The following is a 21,706-nucleotide window of genomic DNA, read 5'->3' on the forward strand; positions in this document are numbered from 1 at the left end:
TGCGCGCCTGGATGCAAGGATTAGCGAAACAAAGCCCCTAACGCTGCAGGCGCTCGACACCACGCTTTTCGCAGAATGCACACTGTTCTCACGGAGACGTCAGAAGCGCATCCGCGCCCACCTTCTGCAACGCAATGACAAGATCGAGGCTCACGCCACCGCACGCTACAGCCGAGTCACCCGTCCAGTTGAGCGGCACGATCACATTGGCCGGCGGACTGCCGACGGCCGCGCTGGTCGCATCATAGGGCTTCAGGTCGGGATAGGTCAGCACCGTTCCATCGACTGGAACGGCAGTCCGAACCTCAGCGAAGACCCCTTGGCAAATGAGGTTACCGTTGCTGTCCGCCTCATTCACGAATGTGGGCTTGTATGAGCGTCCGGCCATGTCGGTGCAGATTCGCCCTGCGTCGACCTGCCCCCCAGGCGTGCAACTCCAGATGTATCGAGGCACGTCGAGGTCCGGCCACACCTGCCCGCTGCCGACCGATGTCGGACCAAATTGCGCCTTGCACCAGGTCGTGACATCTACCGGGAGCTGGCTTCCAAAGCCGCAGAGCCAGGCGCCCTCGACATCGCTCCAGGCCGCATATGAGGAACCACCATGTTGGGCGGCGCAGACCTGCTGAACGTTGATTTGATTGGTCGCGGAGCCGCTGATGCAACTCGCAATCTGCCCGGTCACAGTCCCCGACCATCCGTCGCCGTAGGTCGTTTGGCAGTAGCTATTCAGATCGGGTGTGTAGACTCCGGTCGTATCGGTGTCGTCGCGCTGATGCAAAAACAGGTAATCGACCGTCACGCTCGAAATGAAGGGGGCCGGATCTGCCGCTGTCGGCAAGTTCACCGGCTGGGCGGGGTCGATGCTGATCGGGCGACGGAAAAGTCCCGCCGGGCGCGTCAACGGATCGGTCGTACCCTTCAGCGACATTGCCGCCACCACCGGCTCGGCGACAGCCTGTGGAACGCAGCAGTAGGTGGACATTAGAGGCGACGGATTGCCGGTGGGGCGGGTGGTGACTGCCAAGTCGCCGCAGAGAAGCTGTGGCGCCCCTAGGGGCGTTCCGGTGGGGTTGACTGCCTGCACCGCACTCAGCGTGGGCGCGTTCAAATCGTTCCGCTCGACATAGGCCGCTTTCAGGATCGCTCGTGCTAGGTTGATCCGGATCTGGCCAAGGATCTCCTCGTCCGAGAAGAAAGGCGGAGCGAGAAGGTCTGAGAGTGGCCGGAGATCGAGGAAGATCGGCACGATATCCGCGCCCGAGGGCACGCCGTCCTCCGAACAGTCGCCGCCGCCGTAGCACCTGAAATCACGGTTCTCGGTGGTGACAATCTTCTTGATGCTCGACATAGCCTCCTGGGCGGATTTGACATCGACTCCGCCACCGCTGCCTTCATAGTCTACCGAAAGCCCGGCCGAGATGTTCGTCTGGCTGTCGCGGAGGGAGTTGATCGCCTCTTCGTTCAAGGTCAGTTTTCGCGAACCGCGCGCCCCGAAGGTCACCGCATTAGGGTAGTGCGTTCCCCATTCCGAGATCACGACCTCATAGGCCTTGTCCGCCGCCGGTTTGCCCTTGAGATTGCGGATCGTAGTCACGAAATCCGGACTGAGCGTCGTGTAATAACGGTTCAGGACCAGCGCGAACTTTGACTTGACCTCCGTCATTTCCGCGACGACAGATTTCGTCTCCGAGAGCTCCTGTATCTTGTGCGAAGTGCCGACGTTAACACTGGTCTTCGCATTGAAGCCGAAGAGGCTGACGCTCGCATTTACGCCTATGTCGAGCGAGTCTGAATTTGCCATGTCGCGGCCGGTGTCGATTGTGCGTGCCTTGCTGGAACCGATCGTCTGGTCGTCGGATTTGTAGGTCCAGCCGAATGGGATGTCGGCATTGCCGCCGCTCGCATATCCGACCTTCTGGTATGAATAGGAATTCGTGTCGGGCACTTGGAACAAAACATTCCGGCAACCGGTGTTCTTCTGAATGTTGTATGGATCGAGACCGTTGATGTTGTAGCAGAAGGTCACATAGTCGAAATTGCCCGAGACCGGCGCGAAGTTGCTGCCGTAGGTCTGGTCCTGTTTGGGGTCCTTTGACGGATCGTAGGGGTCGATCGGGACGTAGAACTTCAGGTCGCCGCTCGGCAAGGGAAAGGCCGCGGCATCGGCGCCCGGAGGCGGCTCGAGCTGAAAGCACGCAGGCCGCGGAGCGCATCCCTCCGTCGAAGCCTTGAGAACACCCAGCACCTTACCATTTGCCCCCGGAGTCAGATCGGCGAGGTTGTAGCTGCCCGGTGTCCCTGCTACCGGCTGCACCTCAGCCTGCATCGCGCCGACATCGGTGTAGAAGTGCAGCGCACCGCTTTTCGCACGCAGGATCGCGATATAGGGCAGTGACACATAAGTGCCGTGCGGGCTGCTATCCCCGTCGGGCAGATCGACTTGGACGGGCAGCTTCTTGTCGGCGACCTGAGCAGTCTCGTCGCGCCAGATGCCCGCCAAGTCGAGGTCTTCTGACCCGGCGGTTGTCGAAAACGTAAGGCTCGCGGTGAAGATGGCCGCCAGGTTCGTGGAAACTCTCATACGTCCCTCCCCGAGTGCAGCGCGGCCTCGGGGTGGAGGTCGGCGGCCTTTCTGTTCGGGTGGCGCGCCTAGTGCCCCGGCCCGTCGCCCGTGGTGTGTTCGTGGCTCTTGTCGGAAGTCGGCTCGTTGTTGTCGTGGTCACGAGAGTCGCGATTATCGTCTTCGCCGTCAGGATGCTCGGCATCATAGGCCTTGCGAAACTCTTCTGCGGATTGGCTTTCGCCGTCGCCACGCTCTGTGTCGAACTCTGCGATCGTGTCCCAGATCGACTCGATTTGAACGGTGTCTGCCTCGTCCATATCTGAAGCACCGTCGCGTTCAGGCATCCTCCGTAGCGCGGCAGCTATACCGTCGACGACCGGCCGAGGCTGCCTCTGCATCCCAAATACAATCCGGCGTCGCGGGTTCGGCGCCACATCCAGATCCTGCTGAGCGCGAAAGTCATTGAGCACGCGCACGGCCTCGGAGGGCTTCACGGCCCTACCCACCCAGTTCGCGGCGCGGACGACGACCGGCTCGTTGGCCCCGCCTTCGGAGTCAGAATCCTCTAAGGTATCGGCCCACCGGATATCGCCGGTCAGCGAATCCACATCCTCGACGATCTTCCTATTGGGATTGCCCAGAGCGACAATCAAGGCATCGAGATCGGTGTAGCTCTTCCGGTCAGCCGGATCGAGTACCTCCGGGTAGGGGATGTCGAGGTCATCGCATGCGCTCCTCAGAATGAATGACGCCCGTGCGTCGAACTCGGCATCCTGCGCGGATCCCGGCGCGGCAACATATGCGGTGCGCTTCGCGAGGAAACGCCCCTTGGTCAGACGGTAACGTGTCCTGCCGGGCTCGTACTCAGAGTTTACGCCATTGGCCCTTGCATGCGCGAGAAATTCGTCAACCCTGATCGAGCGCGCGGGCTCGAGAACCATCGGATGCGGCTCAATCCCGAGGTCGTTGAACATGGCGAGCGCCACCCCCTCGGTTAGAAGGTCGGGGGAGTTCGCGACGCGAGCCGTTTCCTTGGTTTTTGTATTGGTGATCTTGTAGATGCTCTCGCGGCGGTTGTCGCCGGCTATCAATTCTCCGACCTCGAACTGTTCGACTACGATGGGAGATCCGCGCTGCCTTGACGCCCGCATCGCCTGCTGAATGAACAGATAACCAGGAATATCCATCTGAAGACCTTCCCCGACACAGAGGCACCAAAAGGATCGTGGAGTTCGAGCGAAAAAGGCGTAACGTTTTAGAAACAGTAACCGACTTCCCAAGGAGTATATTCACGTGGTGGAAACCGACAAGGACTATTCCTCAGGTCTGTCTCGGCAGGGAAGGGAGATTTCCATCGGGCTCGCGAAAGCAAGTATCGAGTTGCAGGCGGCCTTCGATGCGCATCCGGAGGACGTCAAGACCGCGCTATACAACGCACCCAATTTCGCGGCAACGCTCGATGCCATCGATAGCATGGGTTCTGTCGCAGCGGCAGAGGGTGCAGGGCCGGATGTGCCCGCCGAGGACGCGGGCCGGAATGGCGAGCTGTTGCTGATCGACCCCGACGGCAAGTGTTTTACCTCGACATTGAGTGCAGCCGTCCATGATCATGTGGCAAACGGGGTCGGCTTCGTTGTCGCCGGCGCTGGGAGCTCGCTCGCGGCACTGGTCGAGGAGCTTCCTGCGTGGCGAGGTCATCTCGGACTCAATGGCCTCGTCGTGCAATACGTTGGGATCGACCAGCAGCACTGGTCGCCCGATAAGGCCATCCGTATTCTGGAAGTGAACCTCCTTCAAGCGGCGGCGATCCAGGTTCTGAACAGCGCCATGAACAAGGCAGGACGACCCTGCGCCGTGATCTCGATCGGATTTGGCTGTTGGGTTGCAAACTGCGCGCTGCAGTTGCTGCCCCTGCGACGGGTCTGGTATGCGCGCAACCTTCAGATCGACGCGCTTGGCTCTCAGGAGGTTCTTGGCGACCTGATGAGTGCGAAAAAGGGTGGGTTCGGTTCGATCTGTCACGTACAGGGCAATGGCGCCAAAGCAGCGCTTTCAGGGAAGTTCGGCTTGTCCGAAAAAGCGCTCGGCGCTCTGCCTGTTGATATCAGGGCATAGGCGTGAATTTTCTACCTTTGGGCGAGTGGTACCCTTGTGTCCACTGAGCCTCGTCCGATCCGGCTGTGAGTTTTCGGGCATTTGGGCTCGCCTTGAGAAGGCCGTCTGCACCAACTGAGGAGCCAGCTGGAGTTCTTTGGGAAAGCCAAACACGCAGTCGCGAGAGATCGGCCCTCAGGAGACATTCGACGAACATGGCGTTGCCGCAGCGCAGCGTCGCCAGTCCAGTCATTCGCTGCGGGCGCGAAATGTTTGGGCATGTGAACTAACACTTTGCGGGACGACGCGGTCGGTTGCTCAGGCGACACAAATGACCGGTGCGGGCACTTCTCGACTGAAAGCTCCTGTAAGGGGACGGAAACTTAACGTTCGCTGCGGATGCCAAATATGCGACAAAGTAGTCCATTTCGGACGCGATCAGAGCGAAACGAACGTGGTAACCAAAGCGTCTCAACAGAAATGAGAAGTGCTCACTTTTCTTCATACCGAACTTGATGGCGGTCGGAAAAACGCAGCGTCGCAACAGCCTTGTTCGCATGAGTCGTCCCGTTGAGATTTTTCATGATGATGCTGTTGTTTTCATAGTCTTATTTAGGGCGATTATATACTTAACAAAGCGAGATCGTCATGATAGATGAGAAGCGACAGGCCGGTACGGAGATTGAAGTCACCGAGCCGATGATCTTAGCGGGTTTGAACGCCCTCTATGGCTCGGGTGCAGTGGATGACTATCAGGAAAAGGATAGACAAACGGTAGCTGAAATATTCCAAGCCATGTTTCGCAAATCTCGGAAATGATATCATCGCCTTCGTCGGGCAGCATTATTCGAGTAAACATCCACGTTGCCTCTGATATTTGGTCTGCCTTTGCGCAGAACGATATGAGATCGTCTGGACCTATTGAGGGCGTGGTCTCTTTGTGGGAAAGGAAATTTGGCGGCATCAGCCGATCATCAGACCCCCTACTTACCCAATGAATAATGCTATTGCGCGTTGTAGTGAGTTTTCCATACTCAGAAAGCACGCCAGACCAAAATGGCTTTAGTTCAATGAAAGTGGTCGACAGAATATTGGTGAAGATGGCTACTCGTGACCTTGTGTTGACGATGTTGTAGTATATCTCGGCAGCGACTAAGTGAGGGACATCGGTTAGCGCTTGGAGAAGCATGAATAGGTGCCAATCAACTCTGGCGTAGGCGCTGATTGCTCTGCCACGCAGAAGCGCCAGATTGTCAACCGGAGCTAGGTGAATGTCAGAATTGTCGTCGTTCGAAGCCACAGTAAAGAACCTTCTTAAGATGAAACCGAAGCCTCACAAGGAGGACTCCGGCCCATCTGAGAGTCAATCGGAAGATGACCAGTCGTCCAGCAAGCGGGCGACTAAGTCGCGGAACTCAGGCGACGACTGAGTCAGTCCGCCGATAGGTCAGGCGCTTGCCCTCAGCTCCTTTGAGGATGGCGTTGGCGCGCATATTGTCGTCAACGTTGTTCGCGATACGGTTGGAATAACGGAATGCAAACTCAGCGGCGTAGCGGTGCAGGTGCTGTTTACCGCAATGCTGATAGACGCCTTTCATGCCGCGTTTGAAGATGGAGAAATAACCTTCCACGGTGTTCGTGGACACGTCACCGCGAACGTACTCATCAGCGCCATGGTTCACTTTGTCATGAGTCGCGAAGTGGCGATTGAGGTAGTCGTACTGCATCGCTTCATCGGTATAGACTGTGGCTTCTGCGGCGATGTTCTCCTTGAGGATCGGCAGTAGCGTCTTGATCTTGAGGTCATCCACGACTATGGATTTCGCCTTGCCGGTCGTGCGGTCCACGAGGGTAAGCACTTTCATCTTGTGACCGGCGCCGCGCTTGACCGGCTTGCCCGGTTCGCGACCAATAAACGTCTCGTCAACTTCGACCACGCCACCACCGTTGCCGAAACCGCCAGTCGTATCGTCGCGCATGGCTTCACGAATGCGATGGAACATGAACCAAGCGGTTTTATAGGTAACGCCGATGGTGCGGTGAAGCTGATGGGCAGAAATGCCCTTCTTGGACGAAGCCATAAGGAACGTGGCAAGAAGCCACTTGTTGAGCGGCACCTTAGAACGCTCAAACACGGTGCCAACAGTAACGGTGAACTGCTGACGGCAATCTCCACATTGGTAGAGGCCGGGGCGGTGCGATTTGCCTTCCAGCTTCTTGCACTTGTCCGTGCCACCACAATGCGGGCAGTAAACCCCGTCAGCCCAGCGAGAGGCTTCCAGATACTCTCTGGCGGCGTCCTTGTCGGTAAAGATGGGGTCAGTCAGGTTCATGGCTTTAACTCCTTGAACCTTATCTAAGAATCGGCGATTGCTTTGTCAAGTATATAATCGCCTTATTTAGTAGGTCTGGTGGCGATCTCGTTCGCGGTAAAGCGTCCCGGCCCGCTGATCATGCCGGTCAATCTTCAGAATTTCGCGATCAGGTTCAGGAAAACGCCCTTGCCAACATAGTCGATAGCCGCGGGGTTGTCTGAGACACGGCCACATTCATAGCCGACGCCGACCTTGGCGTTGTTGCCGACATGGCGGTAGAGGGCCAGAAGCGCGCCTGTTTCAGTGATATCCGACTGTTCGGTGTAAAGCATCCGAGCCTCGCCCATCACATCCCACTTGTGCACCACGTGCCAGTCGAGGCGAACGATGCCCAGATGCGCGGTCTGATTGTTGAACACGCTGGTGCCGCGCGGTGCTACGCGACTTTGACGAAAACCGTACTTACCGCCGAGCGTCAGCTTCGGCGACAGATCGAAATTGCCGTCGATCGAAAAGATGTGACTGACCTGCACGTCTCCATTCACCGTCCCGTTGACCGAAACCTGATCCGCTCCCGGCAGGTCGCGCAGATAGGTGTATCGCGCTAAGAGGTTCAGCCGGTCGTTGAGCACCGGACGGTAGGCGTAGCCGAGGCTCGCCTCGACGTACTCACCGTCGAGAAAGCTGCCGCTATCGGCCTTGGAGATCAGCGCATCGAGATTGGCGAGGAACCGCCAATCCGGGTTGATTTTGTATTCGTAGCCGCCGGTCGCTGCCCAGGTCTTGCGATCCTGCGCCGTCCCGATCCCGTTCTCAATCCGGTATTCGAGCCGCGCGCGGCCTGACGTTCCCTCTGTGGTATAGGCCAGCCCGAAAGAAACGGCATCGCGGTCGAAATCGCCATTAATGCTGTCGCGGACCTGACCGGACTCGATGGAGCCGGAAAGCGTCCAGCGCGCATTCGGCGTGTAGGTCACACCATAGGTCCGGGTCAGCGAACGCCGCTCGCCGAACAGATCCCAGTTGTTTTCGCCATAGGTGGAGACGGCTTCGGAGTAGCGATAGCGGCCGCCAACGACGATGACGCCGTCATCGCGCCCGACGAGCGAATACCCCGCGCCGGTCCGCGTCGGATCAAGGGTATAGCCGACATAGACCTCGTTGTCCGCCGTCGGCGTGTAGCTGAGCCGGACCAATGTGCCACGGCCCTTGCTGCCGCCGGAGATCTCGCCCTGGGCGGACAGCTTTTCGGACAGTTGGGCATCGAAGCCGAAGCCGAGGCGGTGATTATCGCCGAGCCCGCCTGATTCGGCCAGCGTCACCTGTCCGAGCCCATAGAGCGCCAGATCGTCGCTGTAGCGGTAATCGAGCCGCACCGCCGCGTCGGTGCGCTTGCCGGTCTCGGTTGGATCGCTGAGCGTCACCTTGTCGAGATGGGCGATGGCGCCGGTGACTTTCCACCTTTCGTCGATCCGGTAGGCCAGGCGCACCTCGCCTTTGGTCCGCTTGTCGCCGCCGTCCTCGCGGAAGTCCTCGGCGTCGAGGCCGAAGGTCAGGCGCTCGGTCAGGCCGATCTCGGAATTCATGCCGACAAGGTTCTGGTCGTTGGTGATGTCTTCGGTCAGGGTCGAGAAACCCGCGCCCTTTCGCTCAGCATAGACGCCGACGAAGCCTTGGCGCTTCAGGCCAAGATCGGTCAGTTCGAAACGGCTGTCGAAGCGGAAAGCGGTCGCGCCCGTCGCGCCGACGACGCCGGAGGGCGTGATGGTCAGGCCGCCATCGGAGGACAGCGACCGGCCAAAGCCGGGGCCATCGCTATGCGCGATCTCGGCTTCGACGTAGCTCCGTTCGCCGATCTCGTAGCGCAGGTCGGCGCCGGCCAACTTCTGATCGGCGGTGCCGGTCGTCTCGCTCATGGCGGTGACGCCCAGACGCAGCCGCTCAGTGACCCAGCCCTCGGCACGTCCGCCATAGGCCATACCATCGAGATTGCCGAGTGTGGGCGTATATTCGTAGCTGACCACAAGGTTAACGTCGAGCGATCCGGTGCCGGAGCCGATGATCCCGCCGCCGGAAGCCGAGGACTGGAGTGGCTTGCTGAGGACGATCACGCCCTGGATGTAGTCGATGTCGTAGTCGACGCCCTCGGTCAGCGTGGTGCGGCTGACGACGCGGCCGGTGATGGGATCGACAACGTCCACGGTGACGGTCTCGGACCCGCCGTTGATGTCCTGACGACTGAGAAAATAGACCGAGCCGCCGGTGCCGCGCAGGATATCGCGCTGCGGCAGCGTGTCGGGCTGCGCCGCGTAAAGCGTGGCACGGGTACGAACTTCACCATGTTCGGTCACGGAGGGCGAGTTGTAGCGAAGTTCCGCGCCGTAGAGCGCGCGGGTGTTGCGCAAAAGCTCGGCGCCGGTCACATCCGCCTTGAAATCACCCCAGGTCAGGCTCGAGCCTTCACGTTCGATCTTGAGGTAGACACGGCCCGAGGTCGGCGCGTCGTCGAAGGCAGAGGAATCGTCGCCATATGTCGGGTAGTAGTCGTTCTCATCCAGACGCTGAAGAACCTTGCGCGGATCCTTGTCGTTAAGGCGGCGAAACACGTCCTTCAGGTCGCCCTCGCCGGTATCGACCGAGCCGGTGATCGTGTAGCCGCGTTGGGTCTTGCCCTTGGCGTAGCCCGCCAGACGGCCTTCGAGGTAATTCTTCTCATAGTCCGGGTCGGCACTGGCCAGATCGTCGCGCAACCTGTGCCCCGCGGTGATGTCGGCGATGCCAACATAGAACCATTCGCTGTCGGGCACGGTGACGTCGCGCAGGATGCGGCGGCCGTTAAGGTCCACCTCGACGACATGATCGCCCGCCGGAACGATGCGGCTGACCACGAAGGCGCCGGACCCGTCGGCGGGGACATCCTCGCCCATCACGCGGACGGTGCCCCCTGGCACGGCGCCGGTTCCCGCAGCGACGATGCGCCCGCCGCGAAGCGGGATGTTGCGGATGCGCGAGCGATCCTCGCCCTCGCCCGCCGCGATCACCTGACCGGTCGTGTCATGGGTGTCAAAGGCCCGGTCGGTGCGGGTGAGTTCGAGCGGTGCGGTCTCGTCATAGCGCCCCGCGCTGTCATAGACGCGGAGCACGTAAGCGAGATCCCCAGAGCCCTCCTCCGGCATCGTCCAGGCAAGCTCGCCATTGGCCTTGGCGGGCAGAACCGCGATCACCGGACGCCCGCGCGCGGCGCGGTCGATGATCCTGAGTTCGGCCCGCGCGATGAAGGCCGGATAGTTCGCCGAAGACCTGAACGTGACCTGCTCGCCCGCCCGATAAGCGGCGCGCAGGTCACTGGTGGAGACGTTCAGCGTCCGCCTGAGGTCGAGCCCGTCATAGCGCACGTCCACCTCGGCGGCAGCCGCAGCAAGATCGGCTTCGCGCTGCGGCTCGGCCGGTGCGGGCGCGCCCGCCACGGTGTCGCCGTCGATCGAGATCGAGAACCCCAGATCGCCGAAGCCGGCCCCCGGCGCCGTGTCGATCGCTTCCGCATTCTCGCCGAGCGGCATGTCCACGACGATATCGGCGTTGGCGCGCCGACAATTCTCGGGCTGCGGCACAAGAACTTCGTCGCAACGGATGGTCTGCGCAAAGCCCTGCTGTGCGATCAGCGCCAAGACGAGGGCGGTGGAGCCGAAGGCGAGCGCGCGGTTCATTCGATTGGCGCGCAGTATGCGGTTGGTCATCTTCATACCCCTTAATCACCAGTCCTGACGATCGTCTTCTCGATCGTCAGCTTCACACGTCCCACGTCACGCCACGTCTCGCGGATGTGCGATTCGACCAGCCGCATCAGCCCGCGCGCCCGTTCCGCATCTTCTGTCTCCGCGTATTTCGGCAGGTGGTAGACGAGCCTGAGGTTTGCGGCCTCACCGGCGATCCGCGGCAGCAGTGTCGCGATGCCCTTGACCAGCGCGGGCGACAGCGCCGCCTTGCCGGCGGCATCGGCGACGAAGGCACGGTCGTTGAGATCGAGCCGCACCACCCTGGTGATCGCCACCCCGAAGTTCATCTCGGTCATCTTGCCGCGCGTGAGCCGGACAACGCGCGGGTTCTCCGTCGTCAGCCGGTAGCCCGCGGGCAACGAACGGGTGTCGAGCTTCAGGATGAAGTTCGACCCACGGTCGACGGGCAACATCGCGCAGGGCACATGGAAGCGGCCATACTCGTCGGTGGTGATGATCGTGCCATCGACGCCCGCCAGCCGCGCGCCGGGAATGCCCGGCTCGCCGTAGGTTTCCGCGGCAGCCGGCGCCACCCCATACTTGCCGCCGTACTTGCCCGCCGCGATATAGTCGTCATTGGTGATCGGCCTCGGCCCCGGAGCGTTCTGGTAGCCGTCGCGGTTCCTGTCGTCGAAGACCTTGCCGATCACGTCGCCGCAATCAAAGACCGGCTCGGGCAGGATGCGCACCGTGGCGGTCGCGGGCGCGGCCAGAAGGCCGTTCGTCGCCGGGTTGCGGATGGTTACGGTGTTCACGTGTTCGCCCGGCTCTGCCCCGGTCAGCACGCGGGCCGAAACGGTTGCAATCACGGTCGTCAAAGGGGGCACCGGCACATTCGGCCAGGTAACGATCCGGCCCGCCACCCGCACCGGATAGGGCGCACCGCCCAGTGTGGCGCTGTTGGCGACGTAGAGGAAGCCCGGCGGCAGGGCATCGACGATGTTCAGCGTGCCCGAGACCACCGGATTGTCATTGCGCACCGTGATCGTATAGGGCACCACACTGCCCCGCTCGACGACGCCGCGCGGGGTGGTCTTGGTCACCGTCAGGCCATTGGGCGCAAGCGATGCGCTGACCCGCAGAACGGTCGGATCGTCGGTGGTGTTGCCGTCCGAGTCCACGCCGTTGTCAGACACATCGCTGATCGGCGAAGGCGTGCCAATGACCCCCGGGCCGTAGATCGGCAGCGCGGTGGCGGTGGCGGTATTCGACACGCCGCCATCTGTGACCGATGCGATAGTCAGCGTATAGCTCGCGGTATAGGTCGCCGTCTCGGCGATCTGAAGATCGCCCGCCGGCGAACCCGCCGACGCCGTGGTGAATGTCGGCCCGCTGTCGAGCGACAGCGGGGTGCCCGTTAGACTTGTCAGCGCATCGGTCAGCGCGACATTGGTCAACGGCGTATTGCCAGTGTTCTCCACGGTGATCGTATAGTCGACACGGTCGCCGACCCCGGTGACACCGTCGCCGTTGTCGACGACATTCTGCGTCTTCGTCACCTCGATCGCCGGCAGCGGAAGCTGCACCACCGTTTCGGTCGCCTGGTCGCAGATCACCGGCGGCGCGATAGAGCAGATCTCGTAGGTCACGGTGTAGGTGCCCGCCGGCGAGTCGGACGCAAGCGTTACGAGCCCCGTCGCGGGATTGAGAGTGAGCTCTGGATCGGTCGTTATCACGGTGATCGTGACGTTCGACAGCGTCGCTGGAACCCCGCGTACCGTGTCGGATGCCAGCATGGATGTCGTCGTGCCGCCATTGGTGGCGAACGGCGGGAAGACTTCCGGATTTGCGTCGATGGCGACGACGAAGGCCGAGGCGCTGTCAACGTCGGTCACGCTCAAGGTGCCGCCAGGGCCATAGAAGCCGGTCGCCGTCGCGGTGTTGTTGACCGTTCCCGCGGTAAAGTCGGCGGGTGTCGGCGCATAGGTGGCGGAATAGGTCGTGGTGTCGGTCGCGCGCGGCGCCAACGAGGCAATCGGCCCGCCCGAAATCACGATGCCCGGCAGAATGTCGGTCAGGGTGACGTTTGTCAGCGTGACATTGCCGGTATTGGTGATCGCGAAGCTGTAGCGCACCTGATCGCCGGGATCCGGACCATCGAGGAAGTCGCTGTCATCCGCCGTCTTGACGAGGTTGATGGCCGCGGCGGCGGTGATCGGCACCACCGTCGGATTGTCGTCGCCCGCCGTAGCACCCGACAGGTCGCTAACGTTCGGACCCGATGGCGGCGTGCCGGTCGCGGTCGCCTGGTTCGTCACCTGGAGCGCATCAAGATCGGCCTGCTGAAGCGTGTAGAGAGCGGTGAAGGTCGTGCTGTCGGTCGCCCCCGGCGCCAGAGAGGCGATCGGGCCGCCCGAGATCACGATGCCAGGCAAAGTGTCGGTCAGGGTAACATTTGTCAGCGTGACGTTGCCGCTGTTCCGGATCGTGAAGGCATAGGCGATCGTATCGCCCACCACGACCGGGTTCGAAAAGTTCGGCGTCGCTGTCTTGATCAGGGTAATCGCGGGTCCTGCCGTCAACGGCGTGACAAGCGGAATGTCATCGCCGTTCGTCGTGCCGGAAAGGTCGCTAACCGGATTGTCGAACGGATCGTCGCCAGTCGCGGTCGCCTGGTTCGTCACCTGCCCTGCATCGACATCCGGCTGCGTCAGGGCATAGGTTGCGGTAAAGGTCGTCGTGTCCGTGACGCCGGGCGCAAGGCTCGCGATCGGCCCGCCGGTGATGACGATGCCCGGCAGAATGTCGGTCAGGGTGACATTGGTCAGTGTCACGTTCCCGGTATTGGTGATCGCGAAAGCGTAGGTCACAGTCTCATTCGCGACCGGCGGGTTTGAGATACCGCTGGTATCCGCCGTCTTGATGAGGGCGATCGCTGGCGCGAAGGACGGGTTCACCGGCGTTGGATCGTTTTCACCAGGTTCGTTGGCGATACCGTTGCCGCTCGGGTCCGGGTTGGTGCCGTTGTCGGACAAGTCCTGAAGCTGCGGGTTGGTGGCGGATGTCTGACCGGAGAGCGCGCCGGTGCCTGTCACCGTCGCCTGGTTCTGGTAACGTCCGCCGGACGGCAGCAGTGGCGGCTGCGGCACCGTGGGCTGCACCCGAAGCGCGATGTCGATCTGGCACGTCGCCCCCGCCGCGAGCGTGAAGCCCGAAGCCACGGTCTGCGCGCCCGCGCCATTGAAGCCGCCGTTGAGCCCGCCGCAGGTGCCGGATGGCCCGGAGAGCATCGTGTACGTGCCGCGCGCCAGCGGGTCCGTCGCGGGTGCGCCAACCGAAGCATGCGTGCCGAAGAACGGCGCGGCCCCGGCCAGCGGATCGCTGACCTGCATGGCATTCAGCGCCTCGAGGCTGAAGTTCGTGACGTTCAGACGGAATGTCACGTTGAACGATCCGTCGGCATTCGGCGTCGGCCCGGATTGCACCGCCTTGGCGATGCCGACGCGCGCCGTCGGCACCACGGCGAACAGATAGCCCGTCGCGGCGGTGTTGGAGGGGAGCGAGACGCCAGCGATCGTTGTCGGCGTAGCGCTTCCGCCCGCCGTACCGGGCGTATTGGTGCCGTTTGTCACGTTCGCGGCGGAAACCGTCCCGCGCGTCACCGTGTAGGTGCCCTGCGGCACGTAGTTGAAGACATAGCTGCCATTCGGCTGCGTGGTCACGGTCTGCGTAATCGGCGCTCCGTCGAAGGCTGTTCCGGTCAGCGTCATCGTGACGCCGCCCAGACCCGTATCGCCTGGGCCGTTGATCGCGCCGTTATCGTTGAAATCGTAGAAGACGGTGCCGGCAAGAGATGAGGAGTCGACGCCGACGTTGCCGGAATTGCTGTTGTTGGCCGGATTCACATCGAGCGATGAGGTCGCAACCGAGGCGGTGTTGGTGAAACTCTGCGGCAGGCTCGAGACCGCGATAACGCGCACCGGCACGGTTATGTTGACGACCGCGCCGCTGGTCATCGTGCCCAGATCGCAGGTAAAGGCGGTGCCGCCGGAAGCGCCCGTGCACGACGTCGCGCTGGCGCTGCCGGATGCGACGGCTGCGCTCGGATTGCCGGTAAGCTGCATGTTGGCAGGCAGCGTGTCCGAGACAAGGACGTTGTCGGCCTCATCCAGACCCGGTCCGGTGTTGTTGCGCACGACGATCACGAAGTTGAACGGATCGCGCAGGTTGACCGGGTTGGACGAGGGCGTCTTGCTGACGACCTGGACATCGGCCTTGGTGCGCACGGTGGTGTTCTCGATATCGGAGTTGTTCAACGGATCGGTGTCGAAACCCGCCGCGATCTCGTCCGATGTGATCGAGACCTGGTTCGAAGCCGTACCCTTCGCGTCGCCGCGCGCGGTGATGGTGATGACGCGGCTCTGACCAGAGGGGATCGTCGCGAAAGAGCAGGTCAGCGTGCCGCCGAGGGAATTGGCCGCTGGCACCGAAGAGCATACTCCGCCGGCCGGAACCGTATGTGACTGGTAGGAAATCAGCGCAGGCGGCATCTGGTCGGTCACGACCACATTCTCGGCCGAGGATGGTCCATTGTTGGTGACCGTCAGGCTGTAGACGGTGAGGTCGCCCACCGCGACTGGGTCGACGCTTTCGGTCTTGCCAACCTGGAGGTCGAGAGCCGGGTTGGCAACAGGTGTCGCGCGTGAGACGGAGTTGTTGGTCGTATCGGTTTCCGGCGTCGATGTCGTCACCGCGGCATTGTTCGTGATCGTCGTGCCGCGGGTGACGTTGTTGGGGCGGACCACGATGGTAATCGTCTGCTGCGCGCCGTTGGAGATGGTGCCGAGGTTGCAGATGACGGCGTTGTTGCCCGGCCCGGTGGTCGAATTCGCCGCCGGCGCGGCGGAGCAGCTGCCAGTGGAAGGCGTCGCGGAGATGAAGGTCAGCCCGGCTGGAAGCGTGTCGGTGACGGTCACGTTGTCAGCCGCGCTCAGACCGTTCGCGAGGTTCTGCGCAGTCACGACATAAGTCAGGTTCTGCCCGGCCACAGCCGTGGCCGGGCTCGCGGTCTTCTGCACCGTCACATCTGCACGCGGCGTCACCATATAGGAGGCAGTCCCGGTGTTGTTGCCGAGGTTCGGATCCGCCGTTGCGGTCGAGGTTGCATTGGCGCTGTTCGTGCGGCTGCCCGCATTGCCGCCGGGGCGAACCTGCACGGTCACGACCGGACAGGTCGACCCGGCGGTGCAGACCGGAAGCGTTGCGATGGAGCAGTTGAGGCGGCGGGTGGTCGAACCCGCCGCGCTGCTGGAACAGCTCACGCCCGAAGCGGCGTTGGCGGCGACGCTGACGCCGACGAAACCGGCCCCGGTCGCTCCGGCATTGCTGTTGATGAGCCCGGTCAGGTTGTCGGTCACGTTGACGTTTGCCGATGGCTGCGGCCCGGCATTCACCACCTCTATCGCAAAGGTCTCGATGTCGCCCGCGACTACCGAGCCCGGCGACGCGGATTTCGTCACCGAGATGTCAGCCGAATTGGGGCCGGTAGAGCCGGTGACGCTATAGGTGGCGGTATCGTTCGCCGTATTGGTGTCGGCGATGTTGGCGTTTGGTGAACTGACGGTCATGCCGTTGACAATGCTGCCCGTGCCGGTCGCCGTCGTGGTCAGTGTGACTGCGGGCGTCGTTGCGCCCGGCGCAAGCGGCGCGCCGGAGGTATAGACCCGCTGACAGGTGATCGACGCCGGTCCGACGACGCTCGCGGCAGGCAAACAGGTCCAGCCGTTAAGGCCGTAACTCGTGACGGTCAGTCCGGCAGGAAGGCTGTCGGTCATCACAGCGGTGCCGAAGAAGGCTGCATTGCCGACGTTCGAGGTGCTGATCGAGAAGTTGTAGCTGTTGCCGACCACGACCAGCGCCGGGCTTGGCCCGGACTTGTTCGCGCGCAGGTCGACAACCGGAGCGGTGATCGTCGCGCCGCCGTCGTTCGCGCTGTTGTTGGTCAGGTTTGGGTCGGCAGGGCCGGCCGAGGCGATTGTCGCCGTGTTGGTTGTCGCCGGCGGCGTCCCCGCGCTTGCCGCGGTTGCGTTGATGACGATGTTGCCGAGCGAGACGTTCGCGCCAGCCGCCCCGCCGCTGGCGCGGATGCAGGTGACGGTCTGGCCGGCGGTCGAACAGCTCCAGCCCGGCGCGGAGATGGCGCCCAGGGTATAGTTGGCGGGAACCGTGTCCGTCACCGTCAGCCCGGTCGGCGTGTCGCCGGTGTATCGCGGCGTCAGATTGAAGGTGACGGGCGCACCTACCAGAAGCGTGCCGCCGGGCGAGCGGCTCTTACCGATTGACACGTCGCTGCCGCCGGTGATGGTCGTGGCCGCGGTCGCGGTGTTGTTGGCCGGAATCGGATCGGTGGGTGAGACGTTAATGACGCTCGCCGCCGCCGTAACGGTGGAGCCGCCGGCTGCGGAGATCTGGCCGCTGAAGGTCCGCGTGACGCTTGCCCCCGACGCGATCGGTCCTGCGATCACGCAGGAATAGGTCGAAGCCGACTGCGTGCAACCCGACGGCGGCGTGACATTGGTGACGCCGCTCGGAATCGGGAAACTGAATGTGAAGGACGTGGCCGTGTTCGGACCGCTGTTGGTGGCGATCAGGTCGTAGCTTACCGTGCTGCCCGACGACGCCGTCGCGGGGCCGCTGATGTTCAGGCTGAAATCCGAACCGGCCTGAACGGTGGTGTTCTCGGTCGCTGCGTTGTTAGCGCTATTCACGTCGCCGGCCGTCGGGACGCTTGCCTGAAGCCCGACGGTGCCGGAGACGGTGGTCCTGACGCCCAGCGTCAGGCCAGTGGTAGCGTCGACGACGAGTGGCGGCACGTTGCAGGTCACGGCGATGCCGCCCGGACCGGCGACGCCTGTCGGTATCGGCGCACACCCGGTGATTCCGCCTGTCGCGGTCAGAAGCTGCGTCGTTGGCGGCACGACGAGATTGAGAGTCGTCGCCGGCGCGGCCCCGGTGCCGTTGTTGTCCACCCGGACGTTATAGGTGATGGTCCCGCCGGCCGCGATCGGGTCCGAACCGATGTCGTCAAGGTTGAGGACCCAGTCCACGACCTGTGCTTCGACCCGGCCCGAACCCCCGCATGTCGCCGCGAACGCGGCGAAAATCAGAACGAAACCACGAAGAACGGCCGACAACGACCGGCGACCACCAAGTGTGGGCTGACTCTCGCGATGGTTGAGAATTGCAGTTATCGAGGAGGGATGTCCACAACACCAACGACGAGCAATAGCAACCAATGCGAACAAAACACACATCCCCCACGAAGCGAATCGTACGTCGAACATCTATGGAGAGATGAAGAACGATCTCAAGCTTTTGTGATGTCGCCAAAACAGAAATTGCGTCATGCGACCCATATGAAACATAATGCTGCGCCGACCCGCTGATCCGCGCATTCTAATTGCTATTTTCCGCTCCGGGGATACGTGCGGCGCGCGGTCAGCTAATGGTCAGGGCTTTTGGCACACAATGCGTCATCCTCCCGATGGATCTCCGCAGATTCGCCGAGCTGCGCGGCGCCCAGCGCTAATTAGATCCGCGCCAAATGTCGCCTTAGGGTTGTGTCGTCTATGCCGGCACGCGCCAACCCAGTCGACGCCACTGGCGGGTCGGGGCCGCCCATACAACGGCCAATGGCCGCTATGCGCGCTTCGCACCAGTTCGATCGTCGCGCAGCATTGGTCAGATTGGGCTCAAAGCGGTCATTCCGCCTCGGAGGCCGGGGAGTGTCCCCCGGTCACGCCGGCTCGGCCAGCCGCCGTTCCCACATCGCCTTGAAGGCGGGCCTTGCGTGGCAGTTGGCGAGCCACTTGGCGACGGCGGGGTAAAGGTCGACCAGTCCCGGCTCGGCCTGGGCGTAGCGCACGATCTCGGCCATGTTGATGTCCGCCACGGTGAAGCGGCCGCCGACCATGTGGCCGTGTTCCCTCAGATGCGAATCGAGGACGGCGAGCGGGCGGCGGAGCCGTCCCGTCTCGGCGGTGATCTCAGCCTCTCCCCCGGGCGTCTTCGCCCGGCCCTCGGCATGGACGTACATGATGGCGAGTGCATGCGCCTCGATCGCGGTCATGCCGTAGAGCGCCCATTGCTCCATCAGCGCGGTCTCCTTGTCGTCGGCCGGGGCGAGCGCGCCGCCCCCCTTGCGCGCGATGTAGTGGTTCATCGCGAGCGATTCCGACAGGACGAAATCGCCGTCCTTCAGGACCGGCACCGCGCCCGCCGGGCTGACCGACAGGAAACCGGGCGACTGCGTGTTGAAAGGTGCGTTCTCGGCCTCGGGGTCGGGCAGGCGGTAGGCCTGGATCACCGGCACATGCTCGAACTCCATGTCGAATTCCTCGAGCAGCCAGAAATTGCGCGCGGCGCGGCTGCGGTAGACGCCGTAGATAGTGAGCATGGCGAGCCTCCGGATGTGAAGGGATGCCTTCATGGCTAACGCGAAGCGCGGGCGCTGGATAGTCCCCTTGGCGGTTTTGCCGGGGCTTCGGACGGGCGGCGAGGCAGGCTGAAGCGCAGACGGGCACCCCCTGATGCGCGTCAATGCGTCCGATCCGGGTTCAATCGAGACTGGGCTTGTTTTGGATGTGGAGGAGCAGAATATGCTGAAATCGATTTTCCATTCGACTATTGCGCTGGCGCTTTGCGTGACCGGGGCCGCAGCCCAGGATGCGGCGATCGGTCAGGAGATTTTCCAGGACCGCTGCGTCGTCTGTCACGGCGAGACCGGCGCGGGGGACGGGATCGTAGCCGAACTGTTCGATCAGAAGCCGCGTAACCTCACGACGCTCGCCAAGGATAACGGCGGGGTCTACCCCTTCGACGCAGTGTACCAGTCCATCGACGGCCGGCGCGAGATCACGGGGCACGGCTATTCCAAGATGCCGATCTGGGGTGAGTATTTCATGGCGCATGAGATGGCCGACCCGGCCAGCAATCCGCGAGACGCGATGGCCGTCACGCAGGGCCGAATTCTCGCCGTCGTCTATTACCTGCAGTCTCTTCAGAGCGAATAGGGCCGAAAAACACTTCCTTTGACCCGGATCAAGGCTGATTTCCGCCCTGTACTGTATGCTTCGAACTCAAGTTGAGTGGAGGATGCCGCATGGAGTCATCGCGACCGGCAAAGGGCGAGATCGAAGAGAATGAAGCTGCGAAACCTGTCAAGAGCGATGCGCCGGCTTTAGAGGCGACGGTGGATTCGGTGGATGGCGCCACGACAGGCGAAGGCGTTAAGTCGTTTCCTGTGGTGGATTCCGACGCGATCCGTCACGCCTTCGAAAGCGGCCGCTATCCCTATGCGCGCAAGATGGCGCGCAAGACCTACGAGGCTGAGAAGGCGCGGCTTCAGGCAGAGCTTCTGAAGGTCCAGAAATGGGCGCTGGAGACCGGCCAGAAATTCGTGATCCTCTTCGAGGGCCGGGACGCCGCCGGCAAGGGCGGCACGATCAAGCGTTTCATGGAACACCTGAACCCGCGCTTCGCCCGTGTGGTGGCGCTCAACAAGCCCTCGGAATCCGAGAAGGGCCAATGGTTCTTCCAGCGCTACATCGAGCATCTGCCGACCGCGGGCGAAATGGTGTTCTACGACCGTTCCTGGTACAACCGCGCGGGCGTCGAGCGGGTCATGGGGTTCTGCTCGCCGAACGAGTACCTCGAATTCATGCGTCAGGCGCCCGAGTTCGAACGGATGCTCGTCCGGTCGGGCATCCGGCTTTACAAATACTGGTTCTCCGTCACCCGGCCCGAGCAGCGCCGCCGCTTCGAGAGCCGCGAGACCGATCCCCTGAAGCGCTGGAAACTGTCGCCGATCGACAAGGCGTCCTTGGACAAGTGGGACGACTATACCGAGGCCAAGGAGGCGATGTTCTTCTACACCGACACCGCCGATGCGCCCTGGTCGATCGTCAAGTCAAACGACAAGAAGCGCGCACGGCTGAACTGCATGCGCCACTTCCTCGCCTCGCTCGACTATCCCGGAAAGGACTGCGAGATCGTGCAGGGGCCAGATGCTCTGATCGTCGGCCGGGCGACCCATGTCGTTCATGGGTCGGATCACATCCTCGGGGCATCGCTGCATCCCGAGATGCGGCGCACGCCGCGCAATTCCGAAGCCAAGCCTGCCAGCCCACGCGCGCCCCGGCGCAAGGCGCCGTCCCCGAATGGCGGTGACGCCGGCGAGAAGACGCGCTGATTTCATTGGCATCTGCCGCCCGAAATTGCGGCAGATGCCTTGATTTTAGGTGCAGTGACCGCGCCACGCGGTCGCCTTTCCGCTTACGTTGCGGCATTGCCATTCCAATCTTGGACAACTGCCTCCATGTTTGCCGCGCCGCAGCAATGCGTGCGCAGAAACGGAGCTGAACTCATGCCCGGCCCACTTCTCGCTGGTCTCGATCTGTCGGTCCGCTCTCCGGTGGACCTCGACTGCCGCCTGAATTTGGGCGCGCATCTTTTGCGGCTTGGCCCCGACTCGCGTCAGAACAGGTTCCTCAGCGCCACGTCGGACAGCGCGGTCTGGCGCTACGCCGAGACGACCGCTGCCGCCGCCGTCATCCATGCCTGGCGGCGGGGCCGCGTCGTGGGCATCGCCGAGGTCCATATCCGCCCCGGCCGCCGTCCCGTTGCTGAAATCGCCCTCTCGGTCGAGGAGGGCGACCGCGACGCGGGCATCGGCTCGGCCTTGTTCGACAAGGCGCTGAGGGAGTGCCGCAAGCGTGGCGTGTGGGAGATCTGGATCGTCTACCTGCGCACGAACGAGCCGATCCGCCGGATCTCGGAACGTGCGGGATTTACCCCGGTTCCCGACATGGACCCGGGCATCGTGCAATCCCATGTCGGCCGACCCCTGCCGCCCGAGGCTGCCGCCGCCCGCCGTCTCGACCCGCCCGGTCGCATTTCCTGAGCCCCGATTCCGGGCCCCAGCCGGCCAGTCTGGACGTTGCCCGCCGCCGGGCGTA

11 protein-coding genes are annotated in these 21,706 nt (G+C 62.6%); 5 read left to right on the forward strand and 6 right to left on the reverse strand.

Features of this window, described 5'->3' with window-relative positions:
* Positions 1–88: 88 nt before the first annotated feature.
* The gene (locus DEA8626_RS02670) at positions 89–2,584 is read right to left on the reverse strand and encodes an MAC/perforin domain-containing protein (protein ID WP_108851514.1); all 2,496 of its coding nucleotides are present in this window, start codon (positions 2,582–2,584) and stop codon (positions 89–91) included.
* A gap of 68 nt (positions 2,585–2,652) precedes the next feature.
* Complete coding sequence (locus DEA8626_RS02675) at positions 2,653–3,846, reverse strand: hypothetical protein (RefSeq protein ID WP_146188824.1); 1,194 nt, start codon at positions 3,844–3,846, stop codon at positions 2,653–2,655.
* 13 nt (positions 3,847–3,859) lie between these two features.
* Here DEA8626_RS02675 and DEA8626_RS02680 point away from each other — a divergent pair, with 13 nt between their 5' ends.
* Together DEA8626_RS02680 and DEA8626_RS20960 are read left to right on the forward strand one after the other, a co-directional pair.
* A complete protein-coding gene (locus tag DEA8626_RS02680) occupies positions 3,860–4,681 on the forward strand; it encodes a hypothetical protein (RefSeq protein WP_108851516.1) in 822 nt (273 codons plus the stop codon).
* Between the two features lie 627 nt (positions 4,682–5,308).
* A complete protein-coding gene (locus DEA8626_RS20960; RefSeq protein WP_181366335.1) occupies positions 5,309–5,479 on the forward strand; it encodes a hypothetical protein in 171 nt (56 codons plus the stop codon).
* A 596-nt stretch (positions 5,480–6,075) separates the two neighbouring features.
* Here the strand turns inward: DEA8626_RS20960 and DEA8626_RS02685 are convergent.
* The 4 genes from DEA8626_RS02685 to DEA8626_RS02700 all read right to left on the reverse strand — a co-directional run bounded on the left by DEA8626_RS02685 (position 6,076) and on the right by DEA8626_RS02700 (position 19,146).
* The gene (locus DEA8626_RS02685) at positions 6,076–6,993 is read right to left on the reverse strand and encodes an IS1595 family transposase (protein WP_108851517.1); all 918 of its coding nucleotides are present in this window, start codon (positions 6,991–6,993) and stop codon (positions 6,076–6,078) included.
* A gap of 134 nt (positions 6,994–7,127) precedes the next feature.
* A complete protein-coding gene (locus DEA8626_RS02690) occupies positions 7,128–10,712 on the reverse strand; it encodes a TonB-dependent receptor (protein ID WP_146188825.1) in 3,585 nt (1,194 codons plus the stop codon).
* An 11-nt stretch (positions 10,713–10,723) separates the two neighbouring features.
* On the reverse strand, positions 10,724–17,797 hold the full coding sequence (locus DEA8626_RS02695) for a CLIPPER-2 domain-containing protein (RefSeq protein WP_181366336.1): 7,074 nt from the start codon (positions 17,795–17,797) through the stop codon (positions 10,724–10,726).
* A gap of 689 nt (positions 17,798–18,486) precedes the next feature.
* Positions 18,487–19,146, reverse strand: a complete 660-nt coding sequence (locus DEA8626_RS02700; protein ID WP_108851520.1) for a glutathione S-transferase family protein — start codon at positions 19,144–19,146, stop codon at positions 18,487–18,489.
* Positions 19,147–19,348: 202 nt separating this feature from the next.
* Between DEA8626_RS02700 and DEA8626_RS02705 the strand changes: the two genes are divergently transcribed.
* From DEA8626_RS02705 to DEA8626_RS02715, 3 genes are all read left to right on the forward strand, one after another.
* Positions 19,349–19,762: a c-type cytochrome gene (locus tag DEA8626_RS02705; RefSeq protein ID WP_181366337.1), complete on the forward strand. Its 414-nt coding sequence runs from the start codon at positions 19,349–19,351 to the stop codon at positions 19,760–19,762.
* 89 nt (positions 19,763–19,851) lie between these two features.
* A complete protein-coding gene (gene ppk2 / locus DEA8626_RS02710) occupies positions 19,852–20,940 on the forward strand; it encodes a polyphosphate kinase 2 (RefSeq protein WP_108851522.1) in 1,089 nt (362 codons plus the stop codon).
* Between the two features lie 174 nt (positions 20,941–21,114).
* Positions 21,115–21,651 carry a GNAT family N-acetyltransferase gene (locus DEA8626_RS02715; RefSeq protein WP_181366338.1) on the forward strand — a complete coding sequence of 179 codons (537 nt, stop codon included), beginning with the start codon at positions 21,115–21,117 and terminating at the stop codon, positions 21,649–21,651.
* Positions 21,652–21,706 lie beyond the last annotated feature (55 nt).

Source organism: Defluviimonas aquaemixtae (assembly GCF_900302475.1).
Classification (GTDB): Bacteria; Pseudomonadota; Alphaproteobacteria; order Rhodobacterales; family Rhodobacteraceae; genus Albidovulum; species Albidovulum aquaemixtae.